This is a genomic window from Streptomyces lienomycini, assembly GCF_027947595.1.
In the GTDB taxonomy this organism is placed as follows: Bacteria; Actinomycetota; Actinomycetes; order Streptomycetales; family Streptomycetaceae; genus Streptomyces; species Streptomyces lienomycini.
Genome location: NZ_CP116257.1, coordinates 7,257,506 through 7,270,414, shown reverse-complemented (window position 1 = coordinate 7,270,414; position 12,909 = coordinate 7,257,506). Strand labels below are relative to the sequence as shown.

Sequence of the window (12,909 nt, the reverse complement as noted above, 5' to 3'; positions counted from 1 at the left end):
CCGTACAACGCTGCTTCAACCCGCGGGGCGCCGGGAACAAGAACCTCGGGCCCAGCTTGCGCGGGCCTCGACCGCCGGTGCACGACCGGCCCGGCCCACCGCCCCCTCGGACCACGTCCCGACGCACTCCCCCCGGCGCCGGGACCTTCCAGGCCGGGTTGCGGCGCCTCTCCCCCCGGGGCGCCGCAGCCCGGCTCCTTCCACGCCGGGAGCACGGCCACCGTGCCCAAGCAGAGCGGGGTGGCGGGGCACCCCGAACCTGAACCCCGGGGTGGCCCGCCGAATGGCAGATTCTGCCACAGCGGCATAGCCTGCCGAAGTGAGCAGCACGATCCCCGCGTTCCCCGCCTCCGCCCCCGAACCGGGGCCGGTCTCCCTGACCGAGCGGCGCAAGGCCGAGACCCGGATGGAGATCGCCCGGGCCGCGGCCCGCCTCTTCGTCGGCCAGGGCCTGCGGGCCACCCGGGCCGAGGACATCGCCAGGGCCGCCGGGGTCGCCCCGCGCACCTTCTACCGCTACTTCGCCGCCAAGGAAGAGGCGGTCGCCCCGCTCTACGCCCTGGGCGCCGAGCGCTGGGTACGGGCGGTGCGCGAGGCCCCGGCCGAGCTGGCCCCGCCCGACGCCCTGGAACACGCCGTGCGGCACACGCTGACCCCGGGCGCCGGTGTCTCGGCGCCGTCCTGGGAGTGGGCCCGCACCCTCATCCACCTGGCCGGGAGCAGCCCGGCGCTGCGCAAGGTGTGGGCCGAGGTCTGCCACTCCACGGAGCGTGGACTGGTCGAGGCGCTGGCCGCACGGATGGCCGGCGGCGACGACAACGTTGCCGCGCGACTGGCCGCCTCTCCCCGGCTGCACTTCGCGGCCGCCGTGGCGGGTGCGGCCGTGCGCGTCGCGGCCGAGCACTGGGCGTCGTCCTCCCAGGGGGCGCGCAGTCCCCTGGAGCAGGCGCTGCTGAACCTGGCGGCGCTGCGCGGGTTCGCCTGGGAGGACGCCCCCGCCTGACGGGGTGCGCTCAGTCGCCTCCCGCCGCCCGTCCCAGCCGCGCACCCAGTTCCCGTACGCACTCCACCAGTTCCGCCGGTTCCCTGACCCGGAACTCCAGCCCGCTCGTCGCCAGCCGGGCCGCCGTCCACTCCACCGGACCGGACACGGTCGCCCGCACCACGCACGAGGTGCAGCCGTCCACCGGCTCGGGCGTTCCCATCCAGTACGGCAGCAGCGGCGCGACGGCCTCGGCCGGTGCGTGGAAGACGACCACGATCTCGTAGGAGTCGTTGCGGCGCCGCATGGAGCGCCGCAGGTACTCGGCCGCGTCGCCGGTCGGCAGCTCGCGGGGCGCGAACCGGGCACCCGTGGCGAAGGGCTCGCTCACCCGGTCGACCCGGAAGGTCCGCCAGTCGGCCCGGTCGAGGTCGTAGGCGACCAGGTACCAGCGCCGCCCCGTCGACACCAGCCGGTACGGCTCCGTCACGCGCCGTGTCTCGGTGCCGTCCGCCGCGCGGTAGGCGAACCGCAGCCGCTCGTGCCCGGCCACCGTGGACGCCATCACGGTCAGCGTCTCGGGCGCGATGCTCGGCCCGTCCCCGCTGGTCAGCGGCGTGGTCGCGGACTGGAGCGTGGCGACGCGGTGCCGCAGCCGCGAGGGCAGCACCTGTTCCAGCTTGGCCAGGGCCCGCACCGACGCCTCGTCCAGGCCCGCGACCGCGTGCCCGGCGCCCGCCCGCAGCCCGACCGCGATGGCCACCGCCTCCTCGTCGTCGAGGACGAGCGGCGGCATCGCCTTGCCGGCGACCAGTCGGTAGCCGCCGTCGGAGCCCATCGTGGCCTGGACCGGATAACCCAGTTCGCGCAGGCGGTCGATGTCCCGCCGGACCGTGCGACGGGAGACCCCGAGCCGGCCGGCCAGTTCACCGCCGGGCCATTCGCGGGGCGTCTGGAGGAGCGAGAGCAGCGTCAGCAGCCGTGCCGGGGTGTCCGTCGTCATGCGTGCGAGGATGCCGCAGATCTAGGACATCATTCGACCTACTGCCCCCATAGGTTCCTTCCCATGACCTCCACGCACACCCCGGACCCGGCTCCCGCCCCGCACGTCCCGCCCGCCGCCACCACCGCCACCGTCACCGCCCCGGCCGACGCGGGCGGTGCGGGCGACCGCCGCCGCTGGTTCGCGCTCGCGATCGTGATGACCGCCGCGTTCATGGACCTGGTAGACGTCACCATCGTCAACATCGCCATCCCCTCGATCCAGAAGGACGAGGGTGCCTCCTTCAGCCAGATCCAGTGGATCACCGCCGGTTACGCCCTCGCCTTCGCGGCCGGCCTGATCACCGGCGGGCGGCTCGGCGACATCCACGGCCGCAAGCGGGTCTTCCTCCTCGGCATCGGCGGCTTCACCCTGGCCTCGGCGCTGTGCGGCCTCGCGGCCAACCCGGAGATGCTGGTCGCCTCCCGCATCCTCCAGGGCGGCATGGCGGCGCTGATGGTGCCGCAGGTGCTGTCGATCGTGCACGCCACCTTCCCGGCGCACGAACGCGGCAAGGTCTTCGGGCTGTTCGGCGCGATCGTCGGACTCGGCGCCGTGTCCGGCCCGCTGCTGGGCGCCCTGCTCACCGAGTGGAACCTCTTCGGGCTCGAATGGCGGCCCATCTTCCTCATCAACCTGCCGGTCGGCATCGCGGGCCTCGTCCTCGGCAGCCGCTTCATCACGGAGTCCAGGGCGCCGCGCGCGCTCCGGCTCGACCTGGTCGGGGTCGCGCTGGTCACCCTCGGCCTGCTGATGCTGGTCTACCCGCTCACCCGGGGCGAGGAGCTGGGCTGGCCGCTGTGGGGGTACCTGTCGATGGCAGGTTCGCTGGTCGTCCTCGCGGTCCTGGTGGCCTACGAGCGGCGCAAGAGCGCGCGGGACGGATCGCCGCTGGTGGAGCTGTCGCTGTTCAGGGTGAAGAGCTTCGCGGCCGGGATCGCCGTGCAGACCGTCTTCGGGGTCGCGCTCGGCATCTTCTTCCTGGTGTGGACGCTGTACATGCAGTTCGGGCTGGGCTGGAGCCCGCTGCGGGCCGGCCTGACCGGCGTGCCGTTCTCGATCGCCGTGTCCGCGGCCGCCGGGGTGTCGGTGCAGAAGCTGGTTCCGCGCTTCGGGCGCAAGGTGCTCCAGGCGGGCGCGCTGGTGATGGCGGCCGGAGTGCTCCTCTACATCTGGGAGTCCGGCCGCTACGGGCTCGCGATCACGTCCTGGCAGATGGCGCTGCCGCTGGTCGTGATGGGCCTCGGGATGGGCCTGATCGTCGCGCCGCTGACCGACGCGGTGCTCTCCCAGGTGCCGCGCGAGCACGCCGGGTCGGCGTCGGGGCTCATCAACACGGTGCAGCAGATGGGCAACGCGCTCGGGCTCGGGCTGGTGTCGGTGGTCTTCTTCGGCACCATGAGCGACCGGCTCACCCCCGCCCGCATCGGCCCGGCCTACGTGGACGCCTTCCAGAACGCGCTGGGGTGGGTGGCCGCGGTACTGGCCGTCATCTTCCTGCTGATGTTCGCGCTGCCCGGGCGGCCGGCCCAGCACGTGGAAGGGGACCCGGCGGAGGACCGGACGGGGGAGAAGGAGCCCGCGCTGGCCTGAGACCGCGGTCACGGGCCCGCGGAAGCGGGACAGGGGAGGGCGGGCCCGGCGCGGAGGCGCCGGGCCCGCCCTTCTCCCTACCCATGCCCGTTCATGCCTGGTTGTGTCTGAGTGTTTCCGATCCCTGTTTACATTTCGGACAACCGGGCGTAGCCTCCGAGCGAAACAACAGGTTCGGGCATGGGTCGGAGGTGAACGGTCATGTACGCACCGGAGCGGCAGCAGGAGATCCTCCGGCTGGCCCGGGACGGCGGCCGGGTGGACGTGGTGTCGCTGGCCGAGGAGTTCCAGGTGACGGCGGAGACCATCCGCCGCGACCTCAAGGCGCTCGACCGCGCCGGTCTGCTCCGCCGGGTGCACGGCGGCGCGATCCCCGCCGGGCGGCTCGACTTCGAACCGGACCTCGCCGAGCGCGAGTCCACGGCCGCCGACGAGAAGGACCGCATCGCCCGGGCGGCCCTCGCGGAACTCCCCGTCGAGGGCACGGTGATCCTCGACGCGGGCTCCACGGTCGCCCGGATGGCCGCGGCGATCCCGCCCGAGGCATCCCTGACCGTGGTCACCCACAGCCTCCCCATCGCCGCCCGTCTCGCCGACCACCCCGGCATCCAGCTCCACATCGTCGGAGGGCGCGTGCGGCACCGTACACGCGCCGCCGTGGACGCCTGGGCGCTGCGCGCGTACGGCGAGATCCGCGCCGACGTGGCCGTGGTGGCGGCCAACGGGTTCTCCGTGGAGCACGGTCTGACCACCCCCGACCTCGCCGAGGCCGCCGTCAAACGGGCCGCGCTGAGCGCCGCCCGGCGCGTGGTGCTGCTCGCCGACTCCTCCAAGTACGCCCAGGAGCACTTCGCCCGCTTCGGCGCCCTCGGCGACGTTGACCTCCTGATCACCGACAACGGGCTGAGCCCCGAGGACGCGGGCGACATCGAGCGCGCCGGCACGGAAGTGGTACGCGCATGATCCTCACCGTCACCCCCAACCCGTCGCTGGACCGCACCTACGAGGTGCCCTCCCTCGACCGCGGCGAGGTCGTCCGCGCCACCGGCGAACGGGTCGACCCCGGCGGCAAGGGCGTGAACGTCTCGCGCGCGGTGACCGCAGCCGGGCAGCGCACCGTCGCGGTGCTGCCGCTGGGCGGGGCACCGGGCGCCCTCGTCGCCGCCCTGCTCGACGCCCAGGGCATCGAGGTCGCGCCGGTCCCGATCGCCGGGCCCACCCGCTCCAACATCGCGCTCGCCGAGGCCGACGGCGTCCTGACGAAGATCAACGCACCGGGTCCCGAACTCTCCCCGGCCGAACGCGAACTGCTCCTGGAGACCGTACGGCGCCAGTCGCCCGGCGCGGACTGGATCGCCTGCTGCGGCAGCCTGCCCCGCGGACTCGCCCCGTCCTGGTACGCCGACCTGGTCGCCCGCGCACACGCCGCCGGGGTCCGCATCGCCCTGGACACCTCGGGGCCGGCCCTGCTGCGGGCGCTGCGCGAGCGTCCCGACGTGGTCAAGCCGAACGCCGGGGAACTCGCCGAGGCCGTCGGCCGTCCGCTGGCCACGGTCGGCGACGCCGTGAAGGCCGCCGAGGAACTGCGGGAGCTGGGCGCCCGCGCCGTGCTCGCCAGCCTGGGCGCCGACGGGCAACTGCTCGTGGACGACGCGGGCACCTGGTTCGGCACCGCCCGCGTGGACGCCGTGCGCAGCAACGTCGGCGCGGGCGACTCCTCGCTCGCCGGTTTCCTCGTCGCCGGCGGTGCCGGTCCCGGCGCCCTCGCCTCCGCCGTCGCGCACGGCGCCGCCGCCGTCCAGCTGCCGGGCAGCGTGATGCCGACGCCGCACGACCTGGACCCGGCCGCCGTGACCGTCACGACGGAGGTTCCGGTGGACCGCGTACTGAGGGAACCGGCGCCATGACCCCCGGCCCCGCAGTCCCCGGCCCCGCAGTCCCCGGCCCCGCAGTCCCCGGCCTCCCCGTCGGCCCCGCTCACGGCCTTCTCGCAGGGGTCGCTCACGGCCCCTTCCCCGGGGCCGTCCCCAGCCCCCACCGCAGTGCCCCCGTCCCCCTCCCCGCCCCCGCCCCTCACCCCACGGTCCGGGCGATACGCGAGCTAAGGAGCCCGCGATGAGCGACATGATCACCGCGGACCTGGTCGACCTCGACCTGTCCGCCGACACCAAGGAAGCGGCGGCGCGCGCCCTCGCGGAGCGGATGGCGGCCCTGGGCCGGGTGACCGACCTGGACGGCTTCCTCGCCGACGTCGCCGCCCGCGAGGCGCAGATGCCGACCGGACTCGACGGCGGCATCGGCATCCCGCACTGCCGCAGCGAGCACGTCACCGAGCCGACGCTCGCCTTCGGGCGCAGCCCGGCCGGTATCGACTTCGGGGCGACGGACGGCCCGGCCGACCTCGTCTTCCTGATCGCCGCTCCGGCGGGCGCCGACGACGCCCACCTGACGATCCTCTCCTCGCTGGCCCGGCAGCTGATGAACGCCGAGTTCACCGCCGCGCTGCGCTCGGTGGACGACGCGGCCGCCGCCGCCGCGCTGATCCGCGGGGAGGAGCCCACCGCGGCCGAGGAGACCGCCGGGGGCACCGCGGAGGGCACCACCGAGCGCTCCGCCGAGGACACCAGGGACACCGGGACGGTCTCGGCGGCGGCCTCCGCCGAGACCGCCCCGGGCAGCACCGGCGAGGACGCCGACGGGCCCGCGCGCCCCTTCCGGATCGTCGCCGTCACCTCCTGCCCCACCGGCATCGCGCACACCTACATGGCCGCCGAGTCGCTGGAGAACGCCGGCCGCGAGGCGGGCGTCGACCTCGTCGTCGAGACCCAGGGCTCGGCCGGATTCACCCGGCTCGACCCGGCGGTGATCGCGGCGGCGGACGGTGTGATCCTCGCCCACGACGTCGCCGTACGCGAGAAGGACCGCTTCGCCGGGAAGCCCACCGTCGACACCGGCGTCAAGGCGGCCATCAACCGGCCCGCCGAGCTGATCGGCGAGGTCCGCGGCAAGGCGGCCCGCGGCGAGGTCACCTCCGCCTCCCCGGGAGCGACGCCCGTCGAGCGCGGCGGGCGGACCGGCGAGGGCTACGGCGCCAAGCTCCGCAAGTGGCTGATGTCCGGCGTCAGTTACATGGTCCCCTTCGTCGCCGCGGGCGGACTGCTCATCGCCCTGGGCTTCGCGATCGGCGGCTACGAGATCAACAAGGCGCCCTCCGTCATGGACCACTTCGTGTGGACCCAGGCGGACAGCTGGGGCGCGCTGCTGTTCCAGATCGGCGGCGTCGCCTTCGCCTTCCTCGTCCCGGTGCTCGCCGGCTACATCGCCTACGGCATGGCCGACCGGCCCGGCCTGGTCCCCGGCTTCGTCGGCGGCTCGATCGCCCTCACCATCAACGCCGGCTTCCTCGGCGGCCTGGCGGCCGGTCTGATCTCCGGCGCGGTGGTGCTGGCGATCCAGCGCGTACCGATACCGAAGGCGCTGCGCGGCATCATGCCGGTGGTGGTGATCCCGCTGATCTCGGCGGCGGTCGTCGGCTTCCTGATGTTCGTCGTGATCGGCAAGCCCATCGCCTCCGCGCAGTCGGGCATGACCGACTGGCTGAACGGCCTGTCCGGCGCCAACGCGATCCTGCTCGGCGCGCTGCTCGGCCTGATGATGTGCTTCGACCTCGGCGGCCCGGTCAACAAGGTCGCCTACACCTTCGCCACCGCGGGCATCGCGGTCGCCAGTCCCAGCGACTCGGCCATGAAGATCATGGCGGCGGTGATGGCGGCCGGCATGGTCCCACCGCTGGCGATGGCCCTGGCCACCACCGTGCGCGGCCGGCTCTTCAACGCCGCCGAGCGCGAGAACGGCAAGGCCGCCTGGGTCCTGGGCGCCTCCTTCATCTCCGAGGGCGCCATCCCGTTCGCCGCGGCCGACCCGCTGCGCGTCATCCCGGCCTCGATGGCGGGCGGCGCGGTCACCGGCGCCCTCTCGATGGCCTTCGGCGCGACGCTGCGCGCCCCGCACGGCGGCATCTTCGTGGTCCCGCTGATCGGCAACCCGCTGCTCTACCTGGTCGCCATCGCGGCCGGCGTCTGCGTCAGCACCGCCCTGGTGATCGCCCTCAAGGGCCTGCGCAAGCCGGTGCCGGGAGCGCGGGCCCAGGAACCCGGCGGCGACGCGGGCCCCTCGGCCCCGACACCGGGGGAGAAGCAGCCGGTGGTCGCGTAGCGGCAAGGAGCGTCGAACGCCGTGACGTACGGGCCGGGTCCCTTCCGCGAGGGGGCCCGGCCCACCGCCGTACGGCGAATCCGCCGCCCTGCCACGCCGTCCGTCCCACGGTGCCGAGCCTCACGGATGCCGCGCCCCACGGTGTCCCGCCTGAACGGGCGTCCGGCCTGAACGGGCGTCTCGCCTGAACGGGCGTCCGGCCTGAACGGGCGTCCCGCCTACGGGGAGACCTGCGCCGCGCGTCGGTCCATCGCCCGGCGGGCCGTGTCCTCGCTGTCGTACACCTCGCACATGTGCCGCCCGTCCGGCGTGGCCGTGTGCTCGACCTCCCACAGGGAGACCTCCGCGCCGTCGTGCAGCAGGAAGGCGTGCTCGTAGAGCGAGAAGCCGATCCGGGCGCCGCCCGCGCGGCCGGGGCCGCCGAATGCCTGGGTGATCTGATGCGCGGACGCCGTCGCCAGCAGCTCGGCGAGGTCCGCGCCCGGCCGGTCCGTGTTCTCCGCGCGGCGCAGCAGCCGGCGGGCGTGGTCCGCCGAGGCGTCGGGGACGTAGGAGTGGCGCGGAGCGGGGACGGGTGAGAGCCGCACCTGGACCTGCACCGGGGCCGTCGGCTGCCGGAGCTCGAAGTCGGGGGTGTCGGGCGGCAGCGCCAGCCGGGAGGTGGCCGTGCGCAGCTCCTCCTCGTCCACGTAGACCTCGTGCTGCGGCTCGCCGCCCGGCGCGGTGTTGTGGACCAGCTCCCAGAGCGTGAGCGTCGAGCCGTCGGCGAGCAGCCAGGTGTGCCGGTACGTCTCGCGGTGCAGCCCCGCGCTGTGGTGCGCGGAGTGCAGTGAACCGTCGTGCGCCAGCGCGCAGTCCAGTCGCCCCATCGTCTCGTCGGGCAGCTCGAACGAGTTCAGAGCGCGACCGAGCAGGCGCATCAGGTACTCCTCCGGAGACTCGGGCGACTCGGGTGGTTCGTACGCTGCCGTCTCGTACGGAACGCTCAAGGTTTCTCCCGGCGTTGCTGCATGTCACCTAGTGGGTGCATACCGTAGCCCCTCGGTCGGACATCATGTCCGGGAACCGAGAAAACGTACGCACGAAAAACGCGCGGGCCGCGCGAGAAGTTCCCGCGCGGCCCTACGAACCGTCAAAAAACGCTGCTCAGAGCCCGGTCGGACGGAACAGTCCGCTCAGGCCGCCCCGCCGGCGATCCACTCGCTCCACGGCATGTTCCAGCCGTTGAGGCCGTTGTCCGGCGCGATCGTGTCGTCCGGGGAGTTCTTGACGACGACGACGTCGCCGATGAGCGAGTGGTCGTAGAACCACTTGCCCGGGGTGTCGCCCTGCCCGCCCTGGGAGTCGCGCAGTCCGACGCAGCCGTGACTGGTCCCCTGGGCGCCGAACGGCGGATTGCCCGGGTTGTACCAGTAGTTGCCGTGGATGAAGGTGCCGGACTGGCTCAGCCGCATCGCGTGGGGCACGTCCGGGATGTCGTACTCGCCGCCGAACCCGACCGTCGAACCGTCCATGTGCGTCTGCTCGGACTTCTCCGAGATCACCATCTGCCCGTTGTACGTCGGGTTCGAGGCGCTGCCCGCAGAGATCGGGACCGACTTGAGCGTCTCGCCGTCGCGCACGACCGTCATGGTCTGCGTGTTCACGTCCACCGTGGAGACCTGCGCGCGTCCCACGGTGAAGGTGACGTTCTTCTTCTGGACGCCGAAGACACCGTTCGCGCCCTCCACCCCGTCCAGGTCGATCTTCATCGTGACCTTGGAACCGGCCTTCCAGTACTCCTGGGGCCGGAAGTCGAGCCGCTGCGCGCCGAACCAGTGCCCGACCACCTCCTGACCGCTGCTGGAGGTGACCGTGATGTGCGACTGCACGCTCTTGCGGTCGGAGATCGCCTTGTCGAACGTGAACGACACCGGCATCCCCACCCCGACCGTGCTGCCGCCGTCCGGGGTGTACGTGCTGACGAAGCTGTTGGCCGTCGAGACGGTCGTGAAGACCGAGTCGGCCGCGGCCGGGCGGCCCTCTCCGTCCTGCGCCCGGGCGGTGATCCGGTACTTCGTGCCCCGCTCCAGCTGCTCCTTCGGCTTCCAGCTGCCACCGTCGCCGGACACCGCGCCCGGCACGGCGGCGCCCGTCTCCGCCACGGTCATCTTCACGTCGGTCAACCTGCCGTCGCTGACCTTCACGCCGGTCGAGTTGATCGAGGCGCCGGTCGACCCGTCCTTGGCCGAGATGACCAGCTTCGCCACCGAGGTCTTGGCGGAGCCCGACCCGCCCCCGCCGTCGTTCTTGTCGTCGGCGCTGGCGCTCCCCCCGCAGGCGGTGAGGGTGAGGGCGCCGACCACCAGGGCGGCACAGGCCCCCAGTACGCGCCGCGTGGCTATGTCCGGCGTTGTCACGGGCTGCTCCAGGTTCGGGTGTGGTGCGGTAGTCGCTTCAGCCGTGTAGAGGGGGCCGGCGGCCGGCCGGGTTCCCACCGGCCGCCCGGAACGCCGACACGTGACAAAACCCGGACAATCGCAACGCGCTCGGTTCAACCGGCCCCGGACGGACGCCAGTAGACCCCTCCTCACCGCTGCCCGTGCGGCTCCCGACCCGCTCCCCGCGGCTCCCCGTACAGCTCCCCGTACGACGGCCAGGATCCTGCCGGGGCCTGCACCGGCTCGGCGGCCCGGACCGCTCGCACGATCGCGCGTGTCACCACGTCCGCGCCCGCCGCCAGCACCTCGTTCAGCGCGAGCGGCTGCCCGGCGTCGAGCGGACGCTCCCCGGTCGCCAGCGCGAACACCGTGTCCCCGTCGCTGAGCAGGTGCACCGGCCGTACGGCACGCGCGATGCCGTCGTGCGCGGTGCCGGCCAGCTTCTGCGCCTGCGCCTTGGACAGGTCCGCGTCGGTGGCGACCACGGCGAGCGTGGTGTTCAGCGGCGGCGGCGCGTTCCTCGCCGCGACCTCGGCCAGCCGCCGCCCCGCGGCCGCGTGGACGTCCGGCGCCGGGTACTGGACCCGCCCGCCCCGGAACAGCTCCCCGTACAGCACCCCCGTCTCCGGATCCGTCACCGACCCCGCCGCGTTGGCCACCACCAGAGCGGCCACCGTGATCCCCGAGTCCAGCACGGTGCTCGCGGTGCCGACCCCGCCCTTCAGCGTGCCGACCACGGCTCCCGTGCCCGCCCCGACGCACCCCTCGGCCACCCCGGCGCCCGGCGTGCTCACGTGGGCCGCCTCGGCCGCCGCGTATCCGGTGGCCGCGTCCGGCCTGGCCCGGAAGTCGCCGCCGCGCCCCAGGTCGAAGACGCAGGCCGCGGGCACCACCGGCACCACGTGCGCCGGGTCCGGACCGACCCGCACCCCGCGTCCCCGCTCCTCCAGCCAGGCCATCACCCCCGACGCCGCGTCGAGCCCGTAGGCGCTGCCACCGGTCAGCACCACCGCGTGGACCTTCTGCACCAGGTTGCGCGGATCGAGGGCGTCGGTCTCCTTGGTGCCCGGTCCACCGCCGCGCACATCCACACCGGCGACCGCCCCGCCCTCCGGCGCGAGCACCACCGTCGTCCCCGTGAGCCACCCGTCCCCGGCCCGCGTCGCATGCCCCACCCGCAGACCGGCGACGTCCGTCAATGCGTCAACTGTCATACGGCCAGTCTCGTCCAGCCCCCCGCAGGGCAGGGGGACCGGCGGCCACGGGCCGGGACGCGGTGGTCACGGGGTGCGGTGGTCACGGCGGCGAGGCGGCGAGGCGGGGGCCTGCCGCGTCTCAGGCGGCCGGTGCCGCCGCCTGCCGCTCCCTCCCGGTGCGCCGGGCGGTCAGCGTCACCCCGGCCGCCACGGCCAGGGACAGCACGATCCCCGCCGCGAGCACCGCCCCGCCGCCGAGGAAGGTGCAGCCGAGCACCAGAAGTGCCGCGGTCGGCAGCACGAGCTGCTCGGCGGCGCCCACCTTGAAGTGCCGCGCGTGCAGCGCCCACACCGTGAGCAGGAACACCGCCGTCGGCACGGTCACCGCTGCGGACGCCGCCGGCGTCGAGATGTGCGCCTTGCCCACGGTCTGTTCCACCGCCACCTCCAGCCCCGCCCCGATCGCCGCCGCCGAGGCGAACACCAGGTAGTGGCCGTAGCCCCACAGGAAGGACTGTCTGCTGGAGCGCAGATAGCTGTGGACGGGTACCACGAAGTAGATCCACCAGGCGGCGAAGACGATCAGCAGCCCGCCGGCCCCGATCGGCAGCACCTTGCCCAGGGCGTCGTGTTCGTCGATGCCCGACTTCACCGCCACCGTGGCCGCGGCGACGGTCTCGCCGAGCACGATGATCGTGAGCAGCCCGTATCGCTCCGAGATGTGGTGCGGGTGCCAGGACGAGGGGTGCCCGCGCTCGGCGAACGCCGGCACGCACAGCTCCAGCACCACCATGACCAGGAACAGCCAACCCCGGCCGCCCTCCGGCAGGAACAACAGACCCAGCCAGCCGGCCTGGCAGAGCAGCACGCCACCGGAGTACCTCCGGGCCATCGTGCTCTCCGGTGGCGCGGCGGACCGGCTCGCCCTGAGCCACTGCGCCGACATGGCGGCCCGCATGATGACGTAGCCGATGACGACGGGCGTCCAGTCGTGGTCGTCGAAGGCCCGGGAGACCCCGGCCGCCAGGACCAGCACACCGGCGATCTGGACCAGTGTGACGACCCGGTAGAGCACGTCGTCGTTGTCGTACGCCGAGGCGAACCAGGTGAAGTTCATCCAGGCCCACCAGATGGCGAAGAAGACCATCGCGTAGTTGAGGACGCCTTCGCCCGCGTGGCCGTCGGCGACCGAGTGCACCAGCTGGCCGCCCGCCTGGGCGATGGCGACGACGAAGCACAGGTCGAACAGGAGCTCCAGCGGAGTGGCGACGCGGTGCGGCTCGTGCCGGTGGCGGGACTTCAGCCTGCGCACCGGGGGAGGGCCGTCGGGCGGGCCGGTGGGGGCACTCGTGGGGGAGGGACTGGACGTCATGGCTCCCAGCACAGCAGAGACGGTGCGGACGCGCCCGCGTATCGCGCCGTCCGCCGTGGCGAGCCGGACGGACGGGACCTGGTCCACGG

General features: G+C 73.7%; 10 protein-coding genes. 5 read left to right on the top strand and 5 right to left on the bottom strand.

Features of this window, described 5'->3' with window-relative positions; translation table 11 throughout:
- Positions 1-319 precede the first annotated feature (319 nt).
- The gene (locus BJ961_RS33090) at positions 320-1,003 is read left to right on the top strand and encodes a TetR/AcrR family transcriptional regulator (RefSeq protein WP_271416440.1); all 684 of its coding nucleotides are present in this window, start codon (positions 320-322) and stop codon (positions 1,001-1,003) included.
- 10 nt (positions 1,004-1,013) lie between these two features.
- On the opposite strand, the gene BJ961_RS33085 is transcribed toward BJ961_RS33090, so the two are convergent.
- Positions 1,014-1,985: a helix-turn-helix transcriptional regulator gene (locus tag BJ961_RS33085; protein WP_271416439.1), complete on the bottom strand. Its 972-nt coding sequence runs from the start codon at positions 1,983-1,985 to the stop codon at positions 1,014-1,016.
- A gap of 63 nt (positions 1,986-2,048) precedes the next feature.
- On the opposite strand from BJ961_RS33085, the gene BJ961_RS33080 reads away from it, so the two are divergent.
- The 4 genes from BJ961_RS33080 (at position 2,049) to BJ961_RS33065 (ending at position 7,832) form a co-directional block, all read left to right on the top strand.
- Entirely contained in the window at positions 2,049-3,617 is a 1,569-nt protein-coding gene (locus BJ961_RS33080; RefSeq protein WP_271416438.1) for an MFS transporter, read from the top strand.
- A 201-nt stretch (positions 3,618-3,818) separates the two neighbouring features.
- Positions 3,819-4,580 carry a DeoR/GlpR family DNA-binding transcription regulator gene (locus tag BJ961_RS33075; RefSeq protein WP_271416437.1) on the top strand — a complete coding sequence of 254 codons (762 nt, stop codon included), beginning with the start codon at positions 3,819-3,821 and terminating at the stop codon, positions 4,578-4,580.
- A complete protein-coding gene (gene pfkB / locus BJ961_RS33070) occupies positions 4,577-5,524 on the top strand; it encodes a 1-phosphofructokinase (protein WP_271416436.1) in 948 nt (315 codons plus the stop codon). Before BJ961_RS33075 ends, pfkB begins: the two co-directional genes overlap by 4 nt.
- Before the next feature lie 208 nt (positions 5,525-5,732).
- Positions 5,733-7,832, top strand: a complete 2,100-nt coding sequence (locus BJ961_RS33065; protein WP_271416435.1) for a PTS fructose transporter subunit IIABC — start codon at positions 5,733-5,735, stop codon at positions 7,830-7,832.
- A gap of 218 nt (positions 7,833-8,050) precedes the next feature.
- Here BJ961_RS33065 and BJ961_RS33060 read toward each other — a convergent pair whose 3' ends face one another.
- The 4 genes from BJ961_RS33060 to BJ961_RS33045 all read right to left on the bottom strand — a co-directional run bounded on the left by BJ961_RS33060 (position 8,051) and on the right by BJ961_RS33045 (position 12,820).
- Positions 8,051-8,821 carry a DUF6227 family protein gene (locus BJ961_RS33060; protein WP_271416434.1) on the bottom strand — a complete coding sequence of 257 codons (771 nt, stop codon included), beginning with the start codon at positions 8,819-8,821 and terminating at the stop codon, positions 8,051-8,053.
- 186 nt (positions 8,822-9,007) lie between these two features.
- Positions 9,008-10,231: a L,D-transpeptidase gene (locus tag BJ961_RS33055; RefSeq protein WP_271416433.1), complete on the bottom strand. Its 1,224-nt coding sequence runs from the start codon at positions 10,229-10,231 to the stop codon at positions 9,008-9,010.
- Positions 10,232-10,401: 170 nt separating this feature from the next.
- Entirely contained in the window at positions 10,402-11,466 is a 1,065-nt protein-coding gene (locus BJ961_RS33050) for a P1 family peptidase (protein WP_271416432.1), read from the bottom strand.
- A gap of 121 nt (positions 11,467-11,587) precedes the next feature.
- Positions 11,588-12,820 carry a low temperature requirement protein A gene (locus BJ961_RS33045; protein ID WP_271416431.1) on the bottom strand — a complete coding sequence of 411 codons (1,233 nt, stop codon included), beginning with the start codon at positions 12,818-12,820 and terminating at the stop codon, positions 11,588-11,590.
- Positions 12,821-12,909 lie beyond the last annotated feature (89 nt).